Source organism: Streptomyces sp. NBC_01017 (assembly GCF_045162795.1).
Classification (GTDB): Bacteria; Actinomycetota; Actinomycetes; order Streptomycetales; family Streptomycetaceae; genus Streptomyces; species Streptomyces machairae.
Map to the genome: position 1 here is coordinate 6,113,314 of NZ_CP108683.1, position 22,839 is coordinate 6,136,152.

Annotated in this window: 20 protein-coding genes; 11 read left to right on the forward strand and 9 right to left on the reverse strand. The window is 71.3% G+C overall.

The features are described from left to right. Nucleotides 1–12: 12 nt before the first annotated feature. The gene (locus tag OG331_RS28120) at nucleotides 13–768 is read right to left on the reverse strand and encodes an SIS domain-containing protein (protein ID WP_406201117.1); all 756 of its coding nucleotides are present in this window, start codon (nucleotides 766–768) and stop codon (nucleotides 13–15) included. A gap of 364 nt (nucleotides 769–1,132) precedes the next feature. On the opposite strand from OG331_RS28120, the gene OG331_RS28125 reads away from it, so the two are divergent. Continuing rightward, a complete protein-coding gene (locus tag OG331_RS28125; protein ID WP_062703554.1) occupies nucleotides 1,133–1,825 on the forward strand; it encodes a metal-dependent transcriptional regulator in 693 nt (230 codons plus the stop codon). Between the two features lie 685 nt (nucleotides 1,826–2,510). Continuing rightward, nucleotides 2,511–3,380 carry an alpha/beta fold hydrolase gene (locus OG331_RS28130; RefSeq protein ID WP_406201119.1) on the forward strand — a complete coding sequence of 290 codons (870 nt, stop codon included), beginning with the start codon at nucleotides 2,511–2,513 and terminating at the stop codon, nucleotides 3,378–3,380. 145 nt (nucleotides 3,381–3,525) lie between these two features. On the opposite strand, the gene OG331_RS28135 is transcribed toward OG331_RS28130, so the two are convergent. From OG331_RS28135 to OG331_RS28145, 3 genes are all read right to left on the reverse strand, one after another. Further along, nucleotides 3,526–5,118 (reverse strand): transporter, encoded by a 1,593-nt coding sequence (locus OG331_RS28135; RefSeq protein WP_406201121.1) that lies wholly within the window; start codon nucleotides 5,116–5,118, stop codon nucleotides 3,526–3,528. Continuing rightward, nucleotides 5,115–5,882, reverse strand: a complete 768-nt coding sequence (locus tag OG331_RS28140; RefSeq protein WP_406201124.1) for an ABC transporter ATP-binding protein — start codon at nucleotides 5,880–5,882, stop codon at nucleotides 5,115–5,117. Before OG331_RS28140 ends, OG331_RS28135 begins: the two co-directional genes overlap by 4 nt. Nucleotides 5,883–5,975: 93 nt before the next feature. After that, on the reverse strand, nucleotides 5,976–6,638 hold the full coding sequence (locus OG331_RS28145) for a bifunctional DNA primase/polymerase (RefSeq protein WP_406201127.1): 663 nt from the start codon (nucleotides 6,636–6,638) through the stop codon (nucleotides 5,976–5,978). A gap of 317 nt (nucleotides 6,639–6,955) precedes the next feature. On the opposite strand from OG331_RS28145, the gene OG331_RS28150 reads away from it, so the two are divergent. Both OG331_RS28150 and OG331_RS28155 read left to right on the forward strand, forming a co-directional pair. Then, complete coding sequence (locus OG331_RS28150; protein ID WP_406201129.1) at nucleotides 6,956–8,341, forward strand: transcriptional regulator; 1,386 nt, start codon at nucleotides 6,956–6,958, stop codon at nucleotides 8,339–8,341. A 202-nt stretch (nucleotides 8,342–8,543) separates the two neighbouring features. Beyond that, a complete protein-coding gene (locus OG331_RS28155; protein WP_406201131.1) occupies nucleotides 8,544–10,397 on the forward strand; it encodes a hypothetical protein in 1,854 nt (617 codons plus the stop codon). A 40-nt stretch (nucleotides 10,398–10,437) separates the two neighbouring features. On the opposite strand, the gene OG331_RS28160 is transcribed toward OG331_RS28155, so the two are convergent. Next, nucleotides 10,438–11,745 (reverse strand): ABC transporter substrate-binding protein, encoded by a 1,308-nt coding sequence (locus OG331_RS28160; RefSeq protein ID WP_406201134.1) that lies wholly within the window; start codon nucleotides 11,743–11,745, stop codon nucleotides 10,438–10,440. A gap of 117 nt (nucleotides 11,746–11,862) precedes the next feature. Between OG331_RS28160 and OG331_RS28165 the strand changes: the two genes are divergently transcribed. Next, nucleotides 11,863–12,363, forward strand: a complete 501-nt coding sequence (locus tag OG331_RS28165; protein WP_406201136.1) for a hypothetical protein — start codon at nucleotides 11,863–11,865, stop codon at nucleotides 12,361–12,363. A gap of 82 nt (nucleotides 12,364–12,445) precedes the next feature. Then, complete coding sequence (purU, locus tag OG331_RS28170) at nucleotides 12,446–13,327, forward strand: formyltetrahydrofolate deformylase (protein ID WP_406201138.1); 882 nt, start codon at nucleotides 12,446–12,448, stop codon at nucleotides 13,325–13,327. Nucleotides 13,328–13,467: 140 nt separating this feature from the next. Here the strand turns inward: purU and OG331_RS28175 are convergent, their stop codons facing one another. Both OG331_RS28175 and OG331_RS28180 read right to left on the reverse strand, forming a co-directional pair. Continuing rightward, nucleotides 13,468–14,745 (reverse strand): zf-HC2 domain-containing protein, encoded by a 1,278-nt coding sequence (locus OG331_RS28175; RefSeq protein WP_406210321.1) that lies wholly within the window; start codon nucleotides 14,743–14,745, stop codon nucleotides 13,468–13,470. A gap of 104 nt (nucleotides 14,746–14,849) precedes the next feature. Continuing rightward, on the reverse strand, nucleotides 14,850–15,434 hold the full coding sequence (locus OG331_RS28180; protein ID WP_406201140.1) for a sigma-70 family RNA polymerase sigma factor: 585 nt from the start codon (nucleotides 15,432–15,434) through the stop codon (nucleotides 14,850–14,852). A gap of 347 nt (nucleotides 15,435–15,781) precedes the next feature. Here OG331_RS28180 and OG331_RS28185 point away from each other — a divergent pair, with 347 nt between their 5' ends. Next, nucleotides 15,782–16,162, forward strand: a complete 381-nt coding sequence (locus OG331_RS28185; RefSeq protein WP_406201142.1) for an STAS domain-containing protein — start codon at nucleotides 15,782–15,784, stop codon at nucleotides 16,160–16,162. A gap of 172 nt (nucleotides 16,163–16,334) precedes the next feature. Then, the gene (locus OG331_RS28190) at nucleotides 16,335–16,847 is read left to right on the forward strand and encodes an EF-hand domain-containing protein (RefSeq protein WP_328880942.1); all 513 of its coding nucleotides are present in this window, start codon (nucleotides 16,335–16,337) and stop codon (nucleotides 16,845–16,847) included. A gap of 3 nt (nucleotides 16,848–16,850) precedes the next feature. Here the strand turns inward: OG331_RS28190 and OG331_RS28195 are convergent, their stop codons facing one another. Beyond that, a complete protein-coding gene (locus OG331_RS28195) occupies nucleotides 16,851–18,359 on the reverse strand; it encodes a class I adenylate-forming enzyme family protein (protein WP_406201145.1) in 1,509 nt (502 codons plus the stop codon). A 156-nt stretch (nucleotides 18,360–18,515) separates the two neighbouring features. Between OG331_RS28195 and OG331_RS28200 the strand changes: the two genes are divergently transcribed. From OG331_RS28200 to OG331_RS28210, 3 genes are all read left to right on the forward strand, one after another. Beyond that, nucleotides 18,516–19,649 carry an acyl-CoA dehydrogenase family protein gene (locus tag OG331_RS28200; protein ID WP_406201147.1) on the forward strand — a complete coding sequence of 378 codons (1,134 nt, stop codon included), beginning with the start codon at nucleotides 18,516–18,518 and terminating at the stop codon, nucleotides 19,647–19,649. Between the two features lie 3 nt (nucleotides 19,650–19,652). Next, the gene (locus tag OG331_RS28205; RefSeq protein ID WP_406201150.1) at nucleotides 19,653–20,528 is read left to right on the forward strand and encodes an acyl-CoA dehydrogenase family protein; all 876 of its coding nucleotides are present in this window, start codon (nucleotides 19,653–19,655) and stop codon (nucleotides 20,526–20,528) included. Between the two features lie 508 nt (nucleotides 20,529–21,036). Further along, nucleotides 21,037–21,495: an ATP-binding protein gene (locus OG331_RS28210; protein WP_406201153.1), complete on the forward strand. Its 459-nt coding sequence runs from the start codon at nucleotides 21,037–21,039 to the stop codon at nucleotides 21,493–21,495. 400 nt (nucleotides 21,496–21,895) lie between these two features. Here the strand turns inward: OG331_RS28210 and OG331_RS28215 are convergent, their stop codons facing one another. After that, the gene (locus OG331_RS28215; RefSeq protein WP_406201156.1) at nucleotides 21,896–22,822 is read right to left on the reverse strand and encodes a cyclase family protein; all 927 of its coding nucleotides are present in this window, start codon (nucleotides 22,820–22,822) and stop codon (nucleotides 21,896–21,898) included. Between the last annotated feature and the right edge of the window lie 17 nt (nucleotides 22,823–22,839).

Sequence of the window (22,839 nt, forward strand, 5' to 3'; positions counted from 1 at the left end):
CGTGCGGGGCCCCTACTGCCGGTAGAAGATCCGGTCGCCGTACTTGTCGAACACCTTGTTGTTCCAGTCGTGGCCGCCGTCGACGTTGCCCGAGCGCAGGAGCGGGGGCTCGATGCCGCGCTCTGCCAGGGAGGCGGCTGCCGTGGCCATGACGGCCTGGAGGAGAGCCGCGGTGACGACCGTGGAGGCGGGGGCGAAGGGGGCCGGGATGGTGTCGAGGGTGAGTTCCGCGTCGCCGATCGCGATCTTCGAGTCGAGGACGATGTCGCAGTGGTCCTTGAGGTAGGTGCCGGAGGCGTGCCGGGAACTCGTCTCCGAGGCGTACGCCACCGAGGCCACGCCGATGACCCTGGCGCCCAGGGCACGGGCCTTCATGGCCATCTCCACGGGCAGGGCGTTGCGGCCGGAGAGGGAGATGACGACGAGGGCGTCGCCGTCCCGCAGGGGTGAGCTGTCCAGGACCGCACCGGCCAGGCCGTCGACGCGTTCGAGGGCTGAGCCGAGGGTGGCGGGCATGACGTCCACGCCCACTACGCCGGGGACCGCGAGCAGGTTCATCAGGGCGAGGCCGCCTGCGCGGTAGACGACGTCCTGGGCGGCGAGCGAGGAGTGACCGGCGCCGAAGGCGAAGAGGCGGCCGCCGCCTGCGACGGTGTCGGCGAGCAGGGTGCCGGCTGCCTCGATGTTCTCCGCCTCCTCGTCGCGGGCCCGCTGGAGGAGGGCGATGGCGGCGTCGAAGAACTGGTCGGCCGGCTTGCTGTCGCTCATGCGGGGCCCTCCGGGGGTGGGGCGTCGGTGGGGGTGGGGGTGTGTTGCGGATCACCGTGCGGTCTGGACCAGTGCGGTGTCAATACGGTGTGCCGCCGGTGGTCGGGCCGGGGAGAGAGGCTGTTCTCGACGCCGGCCGCTGCGGGCGGCACCCCGGGCACGCGCGCTTTCCGCCGTACGCGGGTGCCGCGCCGTGGGGGTGCGCCCGCGGACCGGGTGCATACCCTCGTGTAACCCGCTGGTTCCAACGGCGCGGCACGGTTGTCCGTGGTATCCGGCAGAATTGAGTGCAGGGCCAGCGCACGCGCCGTGGAGCTGTCTCGCTTCCGGCTGAGCTAATCGCAGAGCTAATCGAGGGGCACGTATGTCCGGACTGATCGACACCACGGAGATGTATCTCCGCACCATCCTCGAGCTGGAGGAGGAAGGTGTGGTCCCCATGCGCGCCCGTATCGCCGAGCGGCTGGACCAGAGTGGGCCGACCGTCAGTCAGACGGTGGCGCGGATGGAGCGTGACGGGCTGGTGTCCGTGGCGACCGACCGGCATCTGGAGCTGACGGACGAGGGGCGGCGGCTTGCCACCCGCGTCATGCGCAAGCACCGTCTCGCCGAGTGTCTGCTCGTCGACGTGATCGGGCTGGAGTGGGAGCAGGTGCACGCCGAGGCGTGTCGCTGGGAGCACGTGATGAGTGAGGCCGTGGAGCGGCGCGTGCTGGAGCTGCTGCGGCACCCGACCGAGTCGCCGTACGGCAATCCGATCCCCGGTCTGGAGGAGCTCGGCGAGAAGGACGGTGCCGATCCGTTCCTCGACGAGGGCATGGTCTCGCTGGCCGACCTCGACCCGGGCGTCGAGGGCAAGACGGTCGTCGTCCGGCGGATCGGTGAGCCGATCCAGACCGACGCGCAGCTGATGTACACGCTGCGTCGGGCCGGCGTGCAGCCCGGCTCGGTGGTGAGTGTGACCGAGTCGGCGGGTGGCGTGCTGGTGGGCAGCGGCGGCGAGGCTGCCGAGCTGGAGGCGGACGTCGCCTCCCATGTGTTCGTCGCCAAGCGCTGACGGCTGGTCGTTTTCGCTTCTCGTGTGTGTAACTCCCGGTAAACGAGCGGGAGTTGTGGCGATCCTGGATCTCGCCCATTCCAAGATCCAGTAGGTCGAATCGCAGCGCTCCGGCGATTCGCGTGCGAGGCTGTCGCGTGAGGCATATGACCTGAGAGCTCTGGGCCGTGATCGACAGCGATGCGTCCGGCCGGGGAGGGGGCGCGAGGATGTGCCGTGAGTGTGGAGAGGGCCCCGGCGCCACATGGCGCCGGGGCCTGTCCTCCCCTGTGCTGACCCGGAGCCCCGAGCTCTCAGGGTCATTCCCCTCGGACCGGTTTCCCCGAGCGGTCCGCCTCCCGCTGAAGATCTCCCCTCGGCGCCGGCGATCAATCCTTGAGGGGGGTCACTCGAATGAGGGGTGTTGGCCGCGAGGGCCGCATTTTCGAATAAGAGTTCGATAGTCTGCGGTGACGGGTCAGGCGGAACGTGCGCTTCAGGAGTGTGCGCATAAGATCACGTCAGACACACAGGACATGCACATCGCGTCCGGGGGCATTCACGACGCGTGCGACGCAGGTGGCACGTGGTGCTCGCGTGAGCGGCGGCAGATACGGCAGGCACGACACGTACGGCAAGCAGGACACGGTTCACAGGACCGGTCGGCTCGAGCGGTCCGAGCGGAGCTAGGGGGGTGCCAGGACCAATGGTGCGGCGCATCGACGTGACCGGCGCGGGCGGCGTACGTCTCGCGGCCTGGGAATTCGGCGACCCTCCCAAGACCGACCCCGCCAGGGAACATGAGCACACGCCCGGTGTGCTGTTACTGCACGGCCTGATGGGCCGTGCCTCGCACTGGACGTCCACCGCCCGCTGGCTCTCCGAGCGGCACCGCGCCGTGGCGCTGGACCAGCGCGGCCACGGCCGTAGCGAAAAGCCCTCGCAGGCCTCCTTCACGCGCGAGGCGTACGTCGACGACGCCGAGGCCGCCCTGGAACAGCTCGGCCTCGCCCCCGTCGTCCTCATCGGCCATGCCATGGGCGCGCTCACCGCCTGGCAGCTCGCCGCCAGGCGGCCCGACCTGGTGGGCGGCGTGATCATCTGCGACATGCGGGCGTCCGCGCTCGGCTCGGCCTCGCAGCGGGAGTGGTCGGACTGGTTCAAGGCCTGGCCCGTGCCCTTCGCCACGCTCGCCGATGTGCGCAAGTGGTTCGGTGAGGACGACCCCTGGGTCGAGCGGCCGAATCCCGCGCGGGGCGAGTTCTACGCCGAGGTGATGCACGAGTGCGAGGACGGGTGGCGGCCCGTTTTCGATCCGGACCAGATGCTCCGGTCGCGGGAGACGTGGGTCTTCGACGCGCACTGGGAGGAGCTCGCCCAGGTTCAGTGTCCGGCGCTGGTCGTGCGTGGGCTGGACGGTGAGCTGGGGCGGGCCGAGGCTCAGGAGATGGTGCGGGTGCTGCCGCGGGGGGAGTACGCGGAGGTGGCCGACGCGGGTCACCTGGTGCATTACGACCAGCCCGAGGGATGGCGGGGGGCCGTCGAGCCCTTTTTGGACGCGGTGCGCACGGGGTGACGCCGGGCGCCTGTGAGCTCGGTGCGTGCTGAGCGACGGCGGCTGCGGGCTGTTCGTGGCTTGTCGCGCCCACGCGGCGGAGCCGCATAGCGATACAGCCCCGCGCCCCAAGGGGCGTTGCGGGCCCCTGGGTCAGCAGGGCCCGCTATCCCTTGCTCACTGCCGTCAGGATCTCCGGGAGGCGGGCCGCCGTGCGGGGTGCCGCCAGGCGTAGTCCCAGCAGCGTGATCGCCGCCCCGTAGACCGCCCCGCCCGGCAGCAGCAGCCAGGTCCAGTCGTCCCCGCCGTCGCTCACGTTGAGCCAGATCGTCACCGCGATCACGGGGGCGCACAGGAGGGCCGCCGCGATCATGCCCCCGAAGATCGAGATCCACGCGAGGCCCGTCTGGCCGGGGGCGACGTTCTTGTAGCCCTCCTGCGGGATGGAGTACGGGAAGCGGGCCGACGTCCAGGCGCCGGTCGCCAGCATGGCGCCGAGCAGCGCGAAGGACAGGCCGAGGACCTCGGGGAGCTTGGGCCAGTCGCCGAGCAGCGCTGTCGTCAGGATGATGACGAGGGCGGCGTACGGGAGGGTGATCAGCAGCAGCGCCAGGGCTCGGCCGCGCATCTCGACGTAGGCGTCCCGCGGGGACGAGATCGTCATCGCGACCATCCAGAACGCGGACGTGTCCTGCCCGAACTGGTTGTACATCTGGATGCCGAGCATCCCGGCCGCGAAGCAGGCGAAGTAGATCGAGCCGGTGCCCTGCAAGGCGTTGAACAGCGGCACGATCAGGCCGATGGCGAGCGAGGTCACCCAGGCCGCCTTGGTCTTCGGGTCGCGCCAGACGTAGCGCAGGCTGCGTTCCATGACGGTGCCGGTGCGGCCCGGCGGGAGGAGGCGGGCGAGGCCCGTCGAGTTCCGTTCGCGTACGGCGGACTCCGTGGCCGCCTGGAGCGTGGAGCCGTCGGGGGACGTCATCAGCCGGGTCAGGTGACGTGACCATACGGCGATCAGGGCCACCAACGCGCCCGCACTCAGGGCAAGTTGGAGGAGAGCGGTCCCGTACTTCGCCTCGCTCGCCGACTCCACCGCCCCGATCGCGGACGCCGGCGGCACCCACCGCAGCACATCCGCCGCCGGATCGAGCTGGGCGAGCCCCGACGAACCCAGGCGCTGCGCCCCGAAGTTCACGACCTGCGCCCCGATCGCGATGACCAGCCCGCTCAGCACCGCCAGATCGCGTCCCTTACGGCTGGTCAGCAGCCGGATGTTGGCCGCGGCAACGGCACGCGCGAGCGCCACGCACACCAACAGGGCCAGCACGACGGCGATCACTGCGACGACGGACGCCGGTCCGCCCCGCGCGAGCGCGATCACCGAACCGGTGAACAGGCACAGGGTGAACAGGGGGCCGATGCCGACCAGGGAGGCCGCGAGCAGTGCCCGCACCAGGGGCCGGGGGCGCAGCGGCAGCATCACCAGCCGGGTCGGGTCGAGGGTCTCGTCGCCGCCGGGGAAGAACAGCGGCATCACGGCCCAGCCGAGCGCCAGGACGGCCACCAGGAGTACGACCACGGAGTCGGCGTGCGCGGTGCCGCGCAGCATGATCAGGCCGAGCAGTTGCAGCGCCGCGAAGAGGAGGACCACGACGGCCGAGGCGATGTAGGCGGCCCGCCGGCCACCGGACTGGCGCAGGCCGTTCCGCAGCAGCGACAGCTTCAGCCGTACGACGACTCCGGTCACGTCGGTGCTCATCGGGCCCCGCCCAGCCAGTCGAGGTCGGACCCGGTGTCGCGGGCGTTCGCACCGACGAGTTCGAGGAACGCCTGCTGCAGCGAGGCCGCGTCGCCGCGGACCTCGGCGAGAGGGCCGTGGGCCCGGATGCGTCCGGCGGCCAGCACGGCGACCCAGTCGCACAGTGACTCGACGAGCTCCATGACGTGGGAGGAGAAGACGACGGTCGCGCCGGAGGCGGTGTAGCGCTCCAGGACGCCCCGGATGGTCTGGGCGGAGACGGGGTCGACGCCCTCGAACGGCTCGTCCAGGAACAGCACTTCGGGATTGTGGAGCAGCGCCGCCGCGAGGCCGATCTTCTTGCGCATACCGGTCGAGTAGTCGACGACCAGCTTGTGCTGGGCCCCCGCCAGATCGAGTACGTCCAGCAGCTGGGTGGCCCGCTTGTCGACCTCGGCGCCGGGGAGTCCGCGCAGCCGCCCCGAGTACGCGAGCAACTCCCGCCCGGAGAGCCGCTCGAAGAGCCGAAGCCCTTCGGGCAGCACCCCGATCCGTGCTTTCACCTCGACGGGGTCCCGCCACACGTCGTGCCCGACGACCTCGACGGACCCCTGATCGGGCCTGAGCAGCCCGGTCACCATGGAGAGGGTCGTGGTCTTCCCGGCGCCATTGGGCCCGACGAGCCCGATGAACTTTCCGGCGGGCAACTCAAGATCGATCCCGGCAACGGCAACTTGCTGCCCGAACCGCTTCCAGAGCCCACGCACACTTACGGCCGACGTCATGGGTGCCAACCCTAAGGGGCGCGGGGAACTGCGCGACTGGCCACGACGAACCCGCAGCCGCCGACGAACCTCAATCAGGCAGACGTGCAGGCGTTACCGATCCCTGCCGCAGGCATACGCGAGCGGCGAGATCAACTCCTCCGCATCCGGCAGCCACCGATTGGCCGGCGTGGGCCGACAGGCCCACTGCACAGCCCCCCGAGACCCGAACCGAGTCGGCGGCCCGGCGACCCACGCGCCCTCTCCGAGCGCGACCAGATCCAGCGACCCGATGGACCAGCCCAGCTTGCGCACCAGCTCGGGCACCTTCACCGACGCCCCCGGCAGCACGAAGAAGTGCATCCGGCGGTCCGGCGCCAACGTCACCGGCCCCAGCGTCAGTTCCATCCGCTCCATACGGGCCAGGGCGAGAAACCCGGCCGTCTCCGGGACGGAGATCGCGTCGAAGGTGCGCCCCGTCGGCAGCAGGATCGAAGCGTTCGGCTGCTTCTGCCACATCCGACGGGCGACCGTCGCACTCCCGGTCGCCTGCGTCGCCCAGTCCGGGCGGGCGGGGTGCGCGCCGGGCGCGGGGCATGCGGTGTCGCCGCAGGAGCACAGCTGCACGCCGTCCGCGGCTTCCAGCCAGGTCCCGGGGAACACGTCCCAGTGACGCTCCTCGGCATAACGAACGGCGGTCTCCAGCAGCGTTTCGCCGCGCTGCTTCGGAATCTGTGCGGCTTCGGTGGCCGGGATCGTCTCTTCCACGCTGAACACAACTCCCGCACCCACCTCGGGTTACGGGCGTAGCGCGCGCGGGGGAGGAGCATTGATTCCTCATCTGGGGCGCATGGGTGCACGTGTGGGGGCGCGCGGGAGGATCCGTGGCCGGGGCTGGGTAGCCCACTGTGGGGTCGGCTTCCGCCTTTACCCCGGCAATCCTCACAAGCCTCGCATTTTAGCTATGTCGACGGGGCATTGATCTTCACGGCCGGAATTTTGCGGTGCACAGCCAGTGCCCCGGGTCGGATTCGGTGATGGAAGACACATCAACTCGGTGCGTGGGCAGGCACCGCAGCCACAGGGGGTACGCCATGGCCGCAAGGCCTCTCGTCGCGCGACAGCCGAACGAACGGCTGCAGGCGCTCATCCAGGAAGCGGGCTGCTCGAACGCCGGGCTGGCCCGCCGGGTCAACATGTGCGGTGCCGAGCACGGACTCGATCTGCGCTACGACAAGACGTCCGTGGCCCGATGGCTCCGGGGACAGCAGCCGCGGGGACGGGCACCGGCGATCATCGCCGAGGCGCTCGGCCGCAAGCTGGGCCGTACGGTCACGATCGACGAGATCGGGATGGCCAACGGCAAGAACCTCGCGTCCGGCGTCGGTCTCCAGTTCTCGCCGACGGTACTGGGAGCCATCGAGCAGGTCTGCGAGCTGTGGCGCAGCGACGTCGGGCGCCGGGACTTCCTGTCCGGCTCGTCCGTCGCCGCGTCCGCGCTGGTCGAGCCCAGCCGTGACTGGCTGATCTCGTCCCCGGACTCACAGGTGGCGCGCTCGGCGGGGCCGCGGGTGGGGCAGTCCGACGTGCAGGCCGTGCGCGCGATGACACAGGCGCTCGTCGACCTTGATCACCAGTACGGCAGCGGGCATGTGCGCCCGGTCGTCGTGCACTACCTGAACAGTGTCGTCTCCGGGCTGCTGGCCGGGTCGTACCGGGAGGCGATCGGGCGGGAACTCTTCGCCGCCGTCGCGCGGTTGACCGAGCTCGCCGGGTACATGGCGATCGACACCGGGCAGCCGGGGCTCGCCCAGCGGTACTACATCCAGGCGCTGCGGCTGGCGCAGGCGGCGGGGGACCGGGGGTACGGCGGGTATGTGCTGGCCGCCTCCATGAGCCACCTCGCCGCTCAGCTCGGGAACCCGCGCGAGATCTCGCAGCTCGCGAGGGCGGCGCAGGAGGGGGCGCGGGGGCGCGTGACACCGCGCGCCGAGGCCATGTTCTACGCGGCCGAGGCGCGAGGGCATGCGCTGATGGGCGACGCACGGGCCGCCCAGGTGGCGTCCGGACGTGCCGTGACCGCGCTGGAGACGGCGGATCCGGAGTCCGGGGACGACCCGGCGTGGATCGCGCACTTCGACGAGGCATATCTCGCCGACGAGCTGGCGCACTGCCACCGCGACCTCGGCCAGTCCGAGGCGGCTGCGCGGCGCGCGGAGGAGTCGCTGGCCGGCCTCCCGGAGACCAAGGCGCGGCGCCGCGCGATCGGCTATGTGCTGCTCGCCACAGCACAGGTGCAGCAGCGCGAGGTCGAGCAGGCCTGCCACACCGGCCTGAAGGCCGTGGAACTGCTGGAGACCCTGCGGTCCAACCGGGGCGCCGAGTATCTGGAGGACTTCCAGCAGCGCCTGGAGCCGTACCGGGACGAGCCGGTGGTCAGGGAGTTCGGGGCGCGGCTGGACCTTCCGGCGGCGGCGTGAAACCGCGGGGTACCTGGGCATGAACGGCAGGGAAATGAAGGCGACGGTGACGAAGGGGGGACGTATATAGCGGAGGGGGGCCCGGAATTGTTACGGCGGTCACAGGGACCCAGGTCACGTCCTGGGCGGCGTGGCACCCGGCTCGGCGGAGCCGGTAGCGTGACCCGACGATTCACAAGGTCCCCCATTAGTAGGAGTCCCGGTGACGCAGAGTGGACGGGGCGAGGAGCCCTCGGCGCGACCCGCGCGCGAAGGCATCGTGCTGCCCTCGGACGGTGGTGAGCCGCTGCTGCCGGGTATGACGGGCGCGCAGGCAGGCCGGCCGACGTCGGTGCCGGCCGCGCCGCCGACCGCACCCCCGCCCTCGGCACCGCCCGGCGGGCAGGCCTGGGGCACCCCTTGGGGACCCGACCAGAACCAGCACCCCGCCCCGCCGCCGGCCGCGCCGGGCCAGGCCTGGGGCGCCCCGCCCGACCAGTCCTGGGGCGGGCAGGAACAGCAGTACCAGTCGCCGCCCCCGCAGCAGTGGGGCGCTGCGCCGGATGCCGCGGGGGGCGTGCAGGGCGCGCCGTCGTACGGCCATGGCGACCCGGCCGGGTCGCAGCTGCCCGCGCCGCAGCAGCCGTACGGGCACGGCGATCCGTCGTCGATGCCGCTGCCGCCCGCGGGCGGTCAGGGGTACGCGAGCGCGCCGCTGCCGCCCGAGGGGCAGCACGGCACGCATGGGGCGCTGCCGCCCGCCGGCGGGCAGGCGTACGGCGCTCCCGGCCAGGGCGGTGCGCTGCCGTCCGCCGGGCACGGTGACCCGGGCGCGCAGTACGGAGCCCAGGGCTCCAACGCGCCCTTCCCGCAGGCCGGTTCGGGCGGCTACGGGGCGCCGATGCCTCCGGCCGACGAGGGCGCCACTCAGTACATACCGCCGGTCGCCGCCGCCCCTGGGGGCGCGGACGACCAGGCCACCCGTCACATACCGCCCGTCGCCGCACCCGCCGTCGGCGAAGGGGCGACGCAGTACATCCCGCCGGTGGGGCCCGGGGCGTTGCCGCCCGAGGCGCCCAGCGAGCACACGCAGGTCCTGGGGCGGGTCCGGCAGGGCGGCGGCGGTCCTCAGGGCGGTGCCGGGCCGCTGCCGGCCGCTGCCGGGAGCGATGCCGACGCCACGCAGTTCATCCCGCCGGTGACGGGTCAGCCGGGCGGGGCGCCGCAGGCGGGGCAGGGCCGGCAGCCGCTGTCCGACTTCGACAACCTCTTCCGCAGTGAGCCGGCCGGTGCGGCCCCGGCCGGTGCCACCCAGCAGATGCCGCGTATCCAGCAGCACCAACCGCAGCCGCAGGGCCGGCACGAGTCGGGGTACTTCCCGCCCGGTCCGTCCGGCCCGGGCACCGACGACGTGGGCCGGGGAGGCCGCGGCGGCGGCCGTACGGGATCCAAGGTGCCGCTCATCGCGGCCATCGGTGTCGGGATCGTCGTCCTCGGCATCGGTGCGGGCGCGATGCTCGCCGCCGGGGGCGGGGACGATCCGAAGGCCGACGACAACAAGCCCGTCTCCGCCACGGCCCCGGCGACCGAGGGTTCGGCGTCGCCGACCGACGATCCGGCCGAGCAGCAGGCGGTCGCACTGGACAAGCTGCTGGCCGACAGCGGTGACAGCCGTACCGCCGTGATCAACGCGGTGGCCGCCGTGAAGACCTGCGGCAACCTCGCTCAGGCCGCCACGGACCTGCGGGGCGCAGCCAAGCAGCGCACCCAGCTGGTCACCGACCTGTCCAAGCTCTCCGTCGACCAGCTCCCGAGTCACACCGAGCTGACGAGCGCGCTGAACAAGGCGTGGCAGGCGTCGGCGTCCGCCGACAACCACTACGCGGCGTGGGCGGACCAGGTGGCGGCCAAGAAGGGGCAGCTCTGCAAGAAGGGCCAGGCCCGCTCCACCGGCCAGACGCAGGCCGGCAACCGTGCGAGCGGCACCGCCAGCACGGAGAAGAAGACGGCCGCGCAGCTGTGGAACACGATCGCCAAGAAGTACGGCCTGACCGAGCGCCAGCCCACCCAGCTGTAGTACGGGGCGGGGCCGACGACCGCCCGGAAGGGCCGGGCGGTCAGTTCACGTCGGCGTTCTGCAGCGTGTTCGTCACGTCGATGAAGCCCTTGCGGGCCGCCACCAGCTGACCGTCCCGGACGACCTGGAGGGTCACCTTGCGGTTGACCAGACGGGGATAGCCGACGGTCGCGAGGACGTCCTGGAACTTCCACTGAAGCGCCGGTGTGAGCCCGCCGGTGGACACCTTCTGGCCGTTGTTCAGCGCCCCGCGCACCGAGTTGGCGGTGACCTCGCCGTCGCCCAGCGACTCGACGACCTTCTTGAACACCGTGTAGGCGATCCAGGTGGTCTGCACGCCGGCGTCCGCGGGGTCGATGCGGTTGTCGCCGAAGGCCTGCTCGCTGATCACCTTCTTCATCGCGTCCCAGCGCGGGTCGCTCGTGACCGGGTACCAGCCGGAGATGTACGACCCGTCGTACACCGACGCCCCGCCGGTCGTGTTGATCACGGTCTGGTCGACGCTGCCGAGGACGGTGGCGGTGCGCACATCGCGGTAGTCCTCGCGGGAGCGCCGGAAGGAGTCCATGAAGGTGCTGGTGCGATCGCCGAGGGCGGGCACCACACAGCCCTTCTCCGCCAGGTCGGTGGTGGCGTACTCCAGCGCCCGCTCCGACTGGCCTCCGTACTCGGTGGCGTCCTCGGCGGCCAGCTGGTCGGCCGAGGACGAGTGCCTGCCCGCCCTGAGGCCGGAGTCGAGCAGCGGCGGCAGCTCGTCGCCCGCGATGCTGTCGGGGCGGACCAGGGCCACGGGGCCGCACGAGCGGGCCAGTTCCCTGCCGAGGCCCGCCAGGAGGGCGGGCTGGCCGCCGTTGACGGGGTAGGACAGCGGGCTGGTGAACTCGGCGTTGGTGACGCCGTAGCCGCCTATGTACGGGATTCCGGCGCCCTCCAGCGAGGGCAGGAAGGTCTCGCCGAACTGGCTGTAGGAGCCGATGACCGCGACGACGTTCTCCTCGACCGCGCGGTCGGCGCACCGGGCCGCGGCCACGCTGTCGTTGCGGTCGTTGCAGGTGAGGACCTCGAGCTTGCGGCCGCCGAGGCCGCCGTGGGCGTTGATCCAGCGGGCGTAGGCCTGCGCGAAGGCGGGCATACCGGGCTTGTTGGTCGCCTTGGTGCCCTGCGGGGCCCAGGTCATGACGGTGATCGTGTCATCCCCGGAGCCCCCCGTGGCACCGGGGATGACCCCGCATCCGACGGCGAGCGACGCACACGCCACCACGGCCGCCGCCGAGCGGGCGGCTGCTCTGACGGGCCGGTTGGTCATCGTGGGGAGGAGCGTGCTGCGGGTGCGTCGCCTGCCGGTCATGGACACGCACGATTCCGCCACACAACAAACCCAGGCATCACCCACGGTTATCCCGGGGTGACCGGAAGGTGAATTACGGGGGCCGGTGAGGCTGCTGTGATGGAGAACGTACGATCGATGACCGTGCAAGGTTCGGATAGCTCTTCCCGTCGCGCCCGTCGCTCCTCCACCATGGGCGGCATGCCACTCAACGACATGCCGTGGTGGCGCTGGCGCAGCAATGTGCGCTCCGCGCTGCACATGCTCTCCGACCAGACGTTCCAGAGGGACGTCTGGCTGGCCGGTGTCGACGGGTACGGCGACGTCACCGACGCCGTGTACCGCCTCGTCGAGGACACCTGGCTGGACAACTGGTCCGCCGAGAAGTACGTCGGCACGATCTTCCGGGACTCGCAGGAGGCGGCGCTCGTCGACACCGCCGTGCTGCGCGTGCTGCGGATCATGCACCAGGTCGGCCCGGACGCGGCGGTCTCCGCGTACGTCGAGAACGAGGGGTGGCCGGAGGCGGTGCGGGCGGCGCGGGACGCGCATGTCCGGATGGCCATGGCCGACGGCGAGGACCCGGACGCCCCGCCGCGCACCCTTGAGGTGCTGCGGATCATGACGCGGTCCGCGTGAGGATCATGTCCGGGCCTGGTGAGAGGTCCGCGTAACGGGACGACTGCCCGTCGAGGGGGCCGGATATGGGACCCTGTGCTGCATGAACCAGCAGTCCACCCGAGCCGCGGTCCCCGCCGACCAGTACGTCCTCATCCTGTCGTGCCCCGACAAGCAGGGCATCGTGCACGCCGTGTCGAGCTACCTCTTCATGACCGGCTGCAACATCGAGGACAGCCAGCAGTTCGGTGACCACGACACGGGACTGTTCTTCATGCGCGTCCACTTCTCGGCGGATGCGCCGGTGACGGTGGACAAGCTGCGGGCGAGCTTCGCGGCGATCGGGGACTCCTTCCAGATGGACTGGCAGATCCATCGGGCCGAGGAGAAGATGCGGGTCGTGCTGATGGTCAGCAAGTTCGGGCACTGCCTGAACGACCTGCTGTTCCGGGCGCGGATCGGCGCGCTGCCGGTGGAGATCGCCGCCGTGGTGTCCAACCACACCGACTTCGCGGAGCTGGTGGGGTCGTACGACATCCCCTTCCACCACATCCCGGTGACGAAGGACAACAAGTCCGAAGCCGAGGCGCAGGTGCTGGAGATCGTGCGCGAGGAGGGCGTGGAGCTGGTCGTGCTGGCCCGCTACATGCAGGTCCTCTCGGACGACCTGTGCAAGCAGCTGAGCGGGCGGATCATCAACATCCACCACTCCTTCCTGCCGAGCTTCAAGGGCGCGAAGCCGTATCACCAGGCGCACGCCAGGGGTGTCAAGCTGATCGGCGCCACGGCTCACTACGTCACCGCGGATCTCGACGAGGGGCCGATCATCGAGCAGGAGGTCGAGCGGGTGGGGCATGGCGTCACGCCGGACCAGCTGGTCGCGATCGGGCGCGATGTGGAGTGCCAGGCGTTGGCTCGGGCCGTGAAGTGGCATGCCGAGCGGAGGATTTTGCTGAACGGGCGGCGGACGGTCGTGTTCGCCTAGGAGCTCGGGGGCTTCTGTCTCGCGGGCGGCCGCAGCAAGTCGGTGGCTGGTCGCGCAGTTCCCCGCGCCCCTAAGGGCACGTGCAGTGGACGCACCTCTTCAGGGCGCGGGGCAGCCGCCGACGAAACCGCAGCCGCCCCCTACATCCGGCTCAAGCTCGCCGCAGCGAACAGCACGTCCCTGATCGCCTCCCGGTCACCGACCTGCCCTGCCGCCGCGTCCGCCGGAGGCACATGCCCCGCCGCCAGCCGGCAGAACTCCGCCCCGTCCAGCGCGACATGGGCCACCTCGTGCTCGGCGGAGCCCACCGCCGCCGGGGAGTCCAGCGGGATCAGCCACTGGCCGCCGCCCGAACCCTCGATCTCCAGCCGCAGGCTGCGGCCGGGCTCGCCGGCGGGCACGAGGCGGCGGTGTGGGCCGGGAGGCGGCGGCGCCGCAAATCCCGCCCGCCGCCGCGCGGCCAGCACCGTCGGCAGCAAGCGGGCCGCCAGATCGACCATGTGGTGCAGATCGCGGCCGACCGGCGCCTCGTACGGATAGTCCACCGCGTCGGCGATGTCCTCCGCGTGCACCCAGCACTCGAAGGCGCGGTCCAGCATCGCGTCCCGCAGCGGCAGCTCGAAGTCGCCGTAGGCCACGGACAGTCTGCCCGTGCCGCCGCCCGCGAAGGACACCGTGCGGACCAGGGCGTGGGTCTGTTCGCGCCAGGGTGCGCGCACGGCGCGGGTCGGCGGGAAGTGCGAGGCCCGCCAGTACGCCTCCGTGCGCCCGGACGGCGTCGGCCGGTCCGCGGCGACGTCGCCCATCGGGTCCTGGAGGCCGAGGGCGAGCGCCACCAGCCCGTCGACCGTCAGCAGATGCGCGATGACCCCGGCGACGGTCGTACGGCGGCTCGTCGGTTCGTCCTTCTCGAACCACCGCAGCCGCACGGGCGCGTGCCACTCGGCGTCCCCGAAGTCCTGCAGCAGGGCGTCGAGGCGGGCCGTCTCGGCGTCGTACGGGGCCGCCCACTCGGGCACCGGGATGCGCGGCGGGCGGCGCTCCAGGCAGCCCTGCAGAACGCGGGTGCGCAGGGCCGGGTCCAGGTCGAGGCTCTCGGCGGGGTGCAGCAGGCCCACGGCCTCGCGCAGCCGCCGCGCCTCGTCCGCGCAGGAACCGCAGTCGCCGAGGTGCTCCTCCACGGCCGCCGTCTCCTCCGGCGAGCAGGCGGCCAGCGCCCAGGCGCCGAGGAGTGCCTTCAGGACGCGGTGTTCGAGGACGAGCGGGGCCGCCCCGGGCGGCGGGTCGCCGAGGCCGTCCAGGGCGGGCAGAGGGCGTCCGGTGTCCTCGACGGAGGCGCGGGGGAGCGGTATGCGGGGCGGCAGGTCAGGGTCCGGCCGTGGGGTGGGGTGCTGGTCGTCGCCGTTGCCGCTGTTCATGCCGGAGGCTCCGCGGGTGACCTCTCCGGAGCCGTTCTCCTCCTGGTGCTTTTCATGATCCTTGTCCGGGGTGGGGTCATGGGAGGAGTTGTCGTGCGCCTCGTTCACACCGCACCCCCGTATCCCGGTGGCGCCCCGGGAGTGGCTCCCGCGTCGTGGGCGGTGGACAGCAGTTGCAGGCCCAGGCGCAGGCGGCGGCGGGCCTCGTCCTCGGTGACGCCGAGGTCGGTGGCGGTCTGGCGGTAGTCGCGGCGCTGGAAGTAGGCCAGCTCCAGGGCGGCGCGCAGCGGGACGGGCATGGACTGGACGATGTAGTCGGCGCGGGCGGCGACCGAGGCGTGCCGCACCTTGCGCTCCAGCTCCTCGGTGGAGCCCCGGCCGGCCTGGACGAGGGCGGCGGTCTCGGTGGCGCGCAGCCGCTGCACGGCCAGGCGGTGGGTCAGCGTGGCGACCCAGGAGCGCAGCGGGCCCTGCTTGGGGTCGTAGCTGTCCGGATGCTCCCAGACGTGGGCGAAGACATCGCGGGTGATGTGGTCGGCGGCACGCTCGTCGCCCAGCACGGTGTGGGCGAGGCCGTGCACGAGCGAGGCGAACCGGTCGTAGAGCTCGCCGAGGGCGGCCGCCTCGCCGCGCGCCAGGCGCTGCTGCATCTTGTGGTCCCAGCGGGGCAGTGCGTCCTTCTTCGCCATCAGGCCCCCCTCACCGGTCCGCCCCGTCCAGCGTGCGTCCTTCGTCCCCCCGAATGTAGTCGGCACGTCCGACAGCGCACGCCCCTTTGTCGCAATGTGCGCCCCTTGAACAGTCATGGCTGGTGACGTACCTCGCACTCGTGATAGAGGAGCTCGCGCCCGCCCTCGCACTCGCTCGGCTACCCGACCATCGTGCGATCAGACTCGATCGAACAGGATCGAATGCGATTGAAACAAGCCTTTTCTGATCGGTGACCGTTTTCTGGACGGTGTTTCAGGGAACAGCCGCTGGGCAGCCGCGCTGCAAGGAAGCGTAGGTATCGCTTCCGGTTCGGCGAGCGAGGGGCGTGGTGGTGACGTTGAAAGTGACCGGCGGCGAGCGAGGCGACTGGGCTGTGCTCCAGGTGTCGGGCGAGCTGGATCTGGTGACCTCGCCGGTGATGCGTCAGCACATCCATGACGTGGTGGCCGAGGGGCGCCACAGTCTCGTCCTGGACCTCTCCGAGGTCCTGTTCTGCGACTCCAGCGGCGTCGGCGTCCTCATCGCCTCCCGCCGGCTGATCCGCTCCTGCCAGGGCAGCCTGCGGCTGATACTCCCGGCGCAGGGCGCGGTGGACGGCTCGCACGTGAACCGCGTGCTCGGGGCGCTGGGTGTACGCAGGCTCTTCGACGTCTACCCGGACGTTGCGGCGGCGGTCGCGGACGACGCCCGGCCGCTGTCGGCCTGAACAGCCCGGTTCCCTCCGGACGGTCCCCGGCAAGCTCCGGAAGTGCCACACCGTTGTCCCAAAATTCCCCCGGTCTTGGCACAACCACCGCTTTCCGGCGCCCGGACGGTCCCCGGCGTCGTACGCTCCGTGGCAGATGCACCCCACATGACGTAAGGCGGCCCGACAAGACATGGTCAGCAGCGAGTACGAGCGCAGGATCGCGGCCCGGTTCGCCGGCTTCGACCAGGACGGCAACGGCTACATCGACCGCGAGGACTTCAACGCGGCGGCCAAGGCCGTGCTCGCCGAGTTCGACACCGCCGCCCGCTCCGACAAGGGCCAGTCGCTCTACATCGGCGCCGAGGCGTTCTGGCAGGGCATGGCCGGTATCGCGGACCGGGACGGCGACCAGCGCATCACGCGCGAGGAGTTCGTGAACGGCGCGGTCAAGCGGCTGCGCGACAACCCGGACCGGTTCGCCGAGATCGCCCGCCCCTTCCTGCACGCCGCCCTCGCCGTGGCCGACCCCGACGGCGACGGATCCGCCACCGTCACCGACACCGCGCGCGTGCTCGGCTGCCTCGGTGTGGCGCAGGACGTCGCCCGGGCGGCCGCCGCCACGCTCGACACGGACGGCGACGGCAAGGTGGCCGAGGGCGAGGTCGTGACGGCGTTCGCCCGCTACTTCACGGTTCCCGAGTGACCCCTACGCCGTTCCCGAGAAGCGCTCCCTGAGCTTGTACTTGAGCACCTTGCGCAGGGTCTCGTTGCGCGGAAGGGCGTCCACCACCTCAAGCTGCTCCGGCAGCTTGTGCGTCGACAGCCCTTCCCCGCGCAGATACGACGTCAGCGCCTCCAGGGTCAGCCCGTCCGCGCCGGGCGGCTGTTCCACGACGGCGCACACCCGTTCCCCGCGCGCCGCGTCGGGCAGCCCGATCACCGCCACGTCCCCGACCGCGGGATGCCGGTGCAGCAGGTCCTCGATCTCCTTCGCCGAGATGTTCTCGCCCTTGCGGATGATCACGTCCTTGAGGCGGCCGGTCAGCACCAGGTGCCCGCTGTCCGTCAGCCGCCCGAGATCACCGGTCCGCAGGAACCCCTCCTCGTCGAAGGCCGCCGCCGACTGCGCCGGGTCCAGATAGCCCCGGCACACTGCCTCCCCGCGCAGCCGCACCTCGCCGTCCACGATCCGTATCTCCATCTCCCGAGGCGGTCGCCCCTCGGTCGTCGCCAGGTTCTCCGCCGTGTCGTCCGGCGCCCCCATCGTGATCATCGGCACCTCCGTCATGCCGTACCCGTGGGTGAGCTGCACCCCCATCTCGCGCACCACGGCGTGATACAGCTCCGGCGGCTTCGGCGCCCCGCCGCCCGCCAGCAGCCGCAACGAGGGGACCGCCTTCTCGCCGGCCGGCATCCTGCGCTGCTCCGCCAGGAACATCGAGTAGAACGCCGTGGACCCGCCCGCGATCGTCACCCCGTGCCGGCGGTACCCCGCCAGCGCGTCCGGGAGCGCGAACTGCTCGAACATCACCGCGGGGAAGCCGTACAGGAGCAGCATCACCATGTAGTCCGGGCCGCCGATATGGGCGTAGGGGAAGGCGATCGAGCCGACGTCGCCCGACGTGGGCCGCAGGGCGTGCGCCAGGCAGGAGCCGCCCGCGAGCAGGGAGCGGTCGGTGTGCAGGACGCCCTTGGGGTCGGACGTCGTCCCCGAGGTCCAGTAGATCCAGCGCACCGAGGTGCCCTCGGCGGGCGGCGGGGGCAGGACCGCGGGATCACCGTCGGGCAGGGTGCCGTACGCCTCGAAGATGCCCTTCGCGCCCAGGCGCCGCGCCATCTGCGTGTGGTCGAAGCCGCGCCACTCGCCCGGCACCGCGAAGAACTCCGCCTTCGACTCCCGCAGCGCGAAGCCCACTTCGCGGTCCCGGTAGAACGGGATGACCGGCGACTGCACGGCACCCAGGCGCGCCAGCGCGAAGGACAGCAGGGCCGTCTCGATACGGGTGGGCAGCTGCCAGGCGACGACCGTGCCGGGGCGTACGCCCATGTCGTACAGGCCGGCCGCCACGCGCTCGGCACGCGCGCGCAGGGCGCCGAATGACAGCGAGCGGTCCTCCTGGAGGAGGGCGGGGCGGTCGGGGGTGCGGTCGGCGCGGCCGGTGACCAGGTCCCAGACAGTGCGCGAGGAACTCAGGGCGTGAGCGGTGTCGTTCATGACAGCCCCCTGCGTCAGCTGACGGTCAGTCAGATCGTGGGCAGAGCGTAGGGCTCACCGCCTTGTCGGTCCAGGGGTGCGGGTCTAGCCTTCCTGTGATGATGAGATCTGACGGCACGTCAGATGTGTGCTCTTCCGGCGGAGGGGGACCGGCCCGTGGATCTGGCGTACACACCCGGGGAAGAGGAGTTCCGCGCCCGGTTGCGGGAGTGGCTGCGCGAGGCGCTGCCCACGCTGCCGCCGAAGCCGTCCCCCGACGACTGGCCGGGGCGCCGCGCCTACGACCTCGGCTGGCAGCGCATGCTCCACGACGCCGGGTACGGCGACGTCCACTGGGGCGCCTCCCCGACCGTGCGGCTGATCTTCCTGGAGGAGACCGAGAAGGCGGGCGCGCCCTATGTGGGGGCGGGGTTCGTCGGGCTGCTGCACGCGGGGCCGACCATCGCCGCCGAGGGAACGGCCGAGCAGCGGGCCCGCTGGCTGCCGCCGATCCTGCGCGGGGACGAGGTCTGGTGCCAGGGCTTCAGCGAACCGGACGCCGGAAGCGACCTCGCGGCACTGCGCACGCGCGCGCGTAGGGACGGCGACGACTATGTGGTGAGCGGGTCCAAGATCTGGACCTCCCATGCCGAAGTGGCCGACTGGTGCGAACTGTTGGTGCGCACCGACCCCGAGGCGCCCAAGCACCGCGGCATCAGCTGGCTGGCCATGCCCATGGACGCGCCGGGCATCACCGTACGGCCGCTGAAGACCCTCGCCGGGTCGGCCGAGTTCGCCGAGATGTTCCTCGACGAGGTGCGGGTGCCGGTCGCCAACCGGGTCGGCGCCGAGAACGACGGCTGGCGCGTGACGATGGTGACCCTCTCCTTCGAGCGCGGTACGGCCTTCGTCGGCGAGGTCGTCGCCTGCCGGCGTGTACTGCGCGAACTCGCCGTCGAGGCACGCAAGAACGGGCGCTGGGACGATCCTGCACTGCGGCGGCGGCTGGGGCGGCTGAACGCCGAGTTCCGGGCGCTGTGGCGGCTGACGCAGTGGAACGTGAGCGAGGCCGAGCTGACCGGTGGGGTGCCCGGCGTCGGGGGTTCGGTTTTCAAACTGAGGTATTCGCACGCCCGTCAGGAGCTCTACGACACCGCGGCCGACGTGCTGGGGCCGGAGTCCCTTGACCTGGACCGGCCGTGGGTCCTCGACCGGCTGTCCTCGCTGTCGTACACCATCGCCGCCGGCACCTCGCAGATCCAGCGGAACATCGTGGCCGAGCGGATCCTCGGACTGCCGAAGGGGCGTTGACGGATGCGTTTCCAACTGACCGAGGACCAGCTTGCGTTGCGGGCCGGGGTGCGCGAGCTGCTGGCGCGCCGCTTCGGCCCGCAGGAGCTCAGGGCCGCCGTCGACGAGCCGGGCCGCCTGGACCGGGCGCTGTGGCGGGAGCTGGGTGCGGCCGGGTTCTTCGCGCTACGGCTGCCGGAGGCACGCGGCGGCGTCGGACTCGAGCTGCCCGAAGCGGTGTTGGCCTTCGAAGAGGCGGGGCGGACGCTGCTGCCCGGGCCTCTCGTGGCGACGCACCTCGCGGCCGGGACGGTGCCTGGAGCGGCCACCGGGGAGGCGGTCGTGGCGGCCGCCGGCAACGGGCTCGTGGAGTGGCTGGAGCAGGCGGACGTCGTGCGGGGGGACGCGGCGGGGGCCGTACCCCTGCGGTCGGTGGACCCGCTGACGCCCCTGTACCGGGTCCCCGCGGCCGGCGCCGTGGACCCCGTCGCCGTCCTCCTCACCGCGGCCGAGCAACTGGGCGGCGCCACACGCGTGTGCGAGCTCGCCGTGCAACACGCCCGGACGCGTGAGCAGTTCGGGCAGCCGATCGGGGCCTTCCAGGCGATCAAGCACCTGTGTGCGGAGATGCTCGTGCGCACCGAGACGGCCCGTGCCGCGGTCTACGCGGCGGCCGTCACAGCCGACCCGGCCGACATCCACACCGCGCGGCTGCTCGCCGACGAGGCCGCCGTGCGCGGCGCCCGCGACTGCCTCCAGGTGCACGGCGGCATGGGGTTCACCTGGGAGTTCGAGCTCCATCTGCATCTCAAGCGCGCGTGGGTCCGGACGCACCGTGCGGGGGAAGCTACGGAGAGTGAGGAAACTCTGGCCGCCGAACTTCTCGCACAGCCGATCTAAGAGCCCCTGGTCTGCGGCATCGCCCAAGGCGCCCGCACGGATGTCGCGGATTGTGGCATACCGGAATTACGGAGCGTTGATATCGGGTTGTGTCCTACGTGTGACTCGTCACGGCCTGGAGTCGGCCGTCCGCTCCGGTACCTTGTGTGAGATGCGAGTGGTTCCGAGCACGAGCCATCCCGGAGTTGCCCTTGAGGCGGCCCCGGATCCGGCGGTGCTCGCCGCTGCTTGCGGGGCGGGAGGGCGCTCTGTCCCTGCCTGTTCGACTCCCCACGACAAGCGTCGCACAGTATGCCGCAGGGGTACTCCTTCGCGCTGGAATATGCCCGAAGCGCTTGTTGGGGTGACTGTACGTCAACCATGCTGTCAGCTAAGGGATTCACGTTCCGTGACCCTGGCTTTGGCCATTGTTCTGGCCATGAAAAGAATGGCTAGGATCGTGGCCCTCGTGAGGCGCGGGGCTTTGTGTCCGCCGGTTCGGATGGTGTGAGCGGTGCAGGTGCTTCAAGTGCAACTGGAGATCCGGCCCGATCCCGCTGAGGTGGGACGAGCCCGGCGGTGGGCCCGCTCGCGGCTCGCAGGTTCCGGGATAGAGGCCGACGAGCCGCTCGCCGAGACGCTGATCCTGCTCGTCTCCGAACTGGTCACCAACGCCGTGGTGCACACCGGTTGTCCGGCCGTCCTGCGGCTGTCGCTGCAGGGAGCGGCTCAGGGCTGCGCCACTGTGCGACTCGAGGTGGCCGACCGCAGTGACCGTGCGCCCGTGCCCCGATGCGTCGACGGCGACGCGACGGGCGGGCGTGGACTCGCGCTCGTCGACGGTCTCGCCGACCGGTGGGGCTGGAGCTCCGAGGGTGCCGGCAAGCGGATCTGGTGCGAACTGGACCGGGGTGCTCAGTCACGCGGCGCGTCCGCCTACGGGAGCGGGGCGTCGGCCTACGAAGGGCTCGCGTACGAAGCGGTGTGACGGCGCACACGGCTGCAATGTCGCCGGATCCGGTGCACGGTTGCAGAGCGCGCTGTATCTCCAGCTCGGGGGAGCTTCGATGCGCCCGGGCATGCTTCTATGCGCGTCTCCTGCAAATAGGGCGTAAGTAACAAATCGCCGACGGGGTGTTGACGCCGCGTGTTCAGCTGATCACGCTGGTGGTCAGCGATTCGCCGCGAGGGGACGACGAGGGCTTCGGTGACGGAGGCCCTTGCCGAGTGTGGGTCGTGATTCGGCGTCGGTTCTCCCGGGGGCCAGGAGGGCAGGGGCGGGTACGCCGGAGTCGGATGGCGGCGCGCGGTGCCGTGCTCGGGGCGGATGGGGGCACCTCCCGCTCGGGTGGAGCCGATTGGGGAAGCCGCGCCGCCAACCGGCCTCGTCAGAGCACGGCCACGGGTGCGACCGGAGTCCCCGTACCGCCGACGAACGGTTCGGGCATCGCCGACAGCAGGAATGCGTAGCGGCCCTCTTGTCCACAGGCTGTGGACAACTCTTCGAGATTCCAGTTCTGACCCTGGATCATCCCCATTTCCACCAGATCCAGCGCGTGCACGGGCAGCCACAAATCCTCTTTCTCGGGCGGAAATATCTCAAACGTGAGGGTGTCGTTCGCGACGGCCGCCACATCACGCGCGTGGAACCACTCCGGCGTACGGATCGACAGACCGGGCGAGGGATAGCCGTACGCGTGCTTGTCGCCGGCGAGATAGACCTGGATCTGCCCTGTCCGTACGAGCGCGATGTCGCCGCCGCGCACGCGTGTGCCCGCGAGTTCCTCGGCCGCCTCCAGGTCTTCCGGCGTGACCGCGTGCCCGCCGTCGAGCCGTGTGACGCCACGCGCGCGTGCCACGTCCAGCAGCACCCCGCGCGAGACGATGTGCCGCGCCTTGTCGATGCCGCTGAACTGGGCGCCGCCGTGCGGGGTGATGGTGTCGGCGGGGCGGCCGTTGTAGAGCCGGCCCGAGTGCGAGACATGGGTGAGCGCGTCCCAGTGGGTGGCGGCCTGCAGGCCCATGGTCACGGCGTCGTCGCTGCAGGCCACGGTTCCCGGGCCGAAGATCTCCTGGTTGATCTGCACCATGGCGTGCAGCGGGTTGACGCGTCCGGGGATCATCCCGGTCTGCACGCCGTCCTGCTGGAGGGGCAGCGCGAGGGGGATGCGACGGCCGGTGCGGACGCAGGCGGCGGCCTCGCGGACCACCTCGTCGGTGATCAGGTTCAGGGTGCCGATCTCGTCGTCGGCGCCCCAACGGCCCCAGTTGTTCACGCGCTTGGCGATCTCGTGGAACGCGTCCGGCAGTGACATGAGTACTCCCCGGGGGC

What these genes read in the sequence shown, in the direction of transcription:
- OG331_RS28135 (WP_406201121.1), bottom strand. Translation starts at nt 5,118, where the DNA reads ATGAGCACCGACGTGACCGGAGTCGTCGTACGGCTGAAGCTGTCGCTG.
- OG331_RS28150 (WP_406201129.1), top strand. Translation starts at nt 6,956, where the DNA reads ATGGCCGCAAGGCCTCTCGTCGCGCGACAGCCGAACGAACGGCTGCAG.
- OG331_RS28190 (WP_328880942.1), top strand. Translation starts at nt 16,335, where the DNA reads ATGGTCAGCAGCGAGTACGAGCGCAGGATCGCGGCCCGGTTCGCCGGC.
- OG331_RS28215 (WP_406201156.1), bottom strand. Translation starts at nt 22,822, where the DNA reads ATGTCACTGCCGGACGCGTTCCACGAGATCGCCAAGCGCGTGAACAAC.
- OG331_RS28140 (WP_406201124.1), bottom strand. Translation starts at nt 5,882, where the DNA reads ATGACGTCGGCCGTAAGTGTGCGTGGGCTCTGGAAGCGGTTCGGGCAG.
- OG331_RS28165 (WP_406201136.1), top strand. Translation starts at nt 11,863, where the DNA reads ATGACCGTGCAAGGTTCGGATAGCTCTTCCCGTCGCGCCCGTCGCTCC.
- OG331_RS28160 (WP_406201134.1), bottom strand. Translation starts at nt 11,745, where the DNA reads ATGACCGGCAGGCGACGCACCCGCAGCACGCTCCTCCCCACGATGACC.
- OG331_RS28205 (WP_406201150.1), top strand. Translation starts at nt 19,653, where the DNA reads ATGCGTTTCCAACTGACCGAGGACCAGCTTGCGTTGCGGGCCGGGGTG.
- OG331_RS28125 (WP_062703554.1), top strand. Translation starts at nt 1,133, where the DNA reads ATGTCCGGACTGATCGACACCACGGAGATGTATCTCCGCACCATCCTC.
- OG331_RS28130 (WP_406201119.1), top strand. Translation starts at nt 2,511, where the DNA reads ATGGTGCGGCGCATCGACGTGACCGGCGCGGGCGGCGTACGTCTCGCG.
- OG331_RS28195 (WP_406201145.1), bottom strand. Translation starts at nt 18,359, where the DNA reads ATGAACGACACCGCTCACGCCCTGAGTTCCTCGCGCACTGTCTGGGAC.
- OG331_RS28175 (WP_406210321.1), bottom strand. Translation starts at nt 14,745, where the DNA reads ATGAACAGCGGCAACGGCGACGACCAGCACCCCACCCCACGGCCGGAC.
- OG331_RS28120 (WP_406201117.1), bottom strand. Translation starts at nt 768, where the DNA reads ATGAGCGACAGCAAGCCGGCCGACCAGTTCTTCGACGCCGCCATCGCC.
- OG331_RS28180 (WP_406201140.1), bottom strand. Translation starts at nt 15,434, where the DNA reads ATGGCGAAGAAGGACGCACTGCCCCGCTGGGACCACAAGATGCAGCAG.
- purU (WP_406201138.1), top strand. Translation starts at nt 12,446, where the DNA reads ATGAACCAGCAGTCCACCCGAGCCGCGGTCCCCGCCGACCAGTACGTC.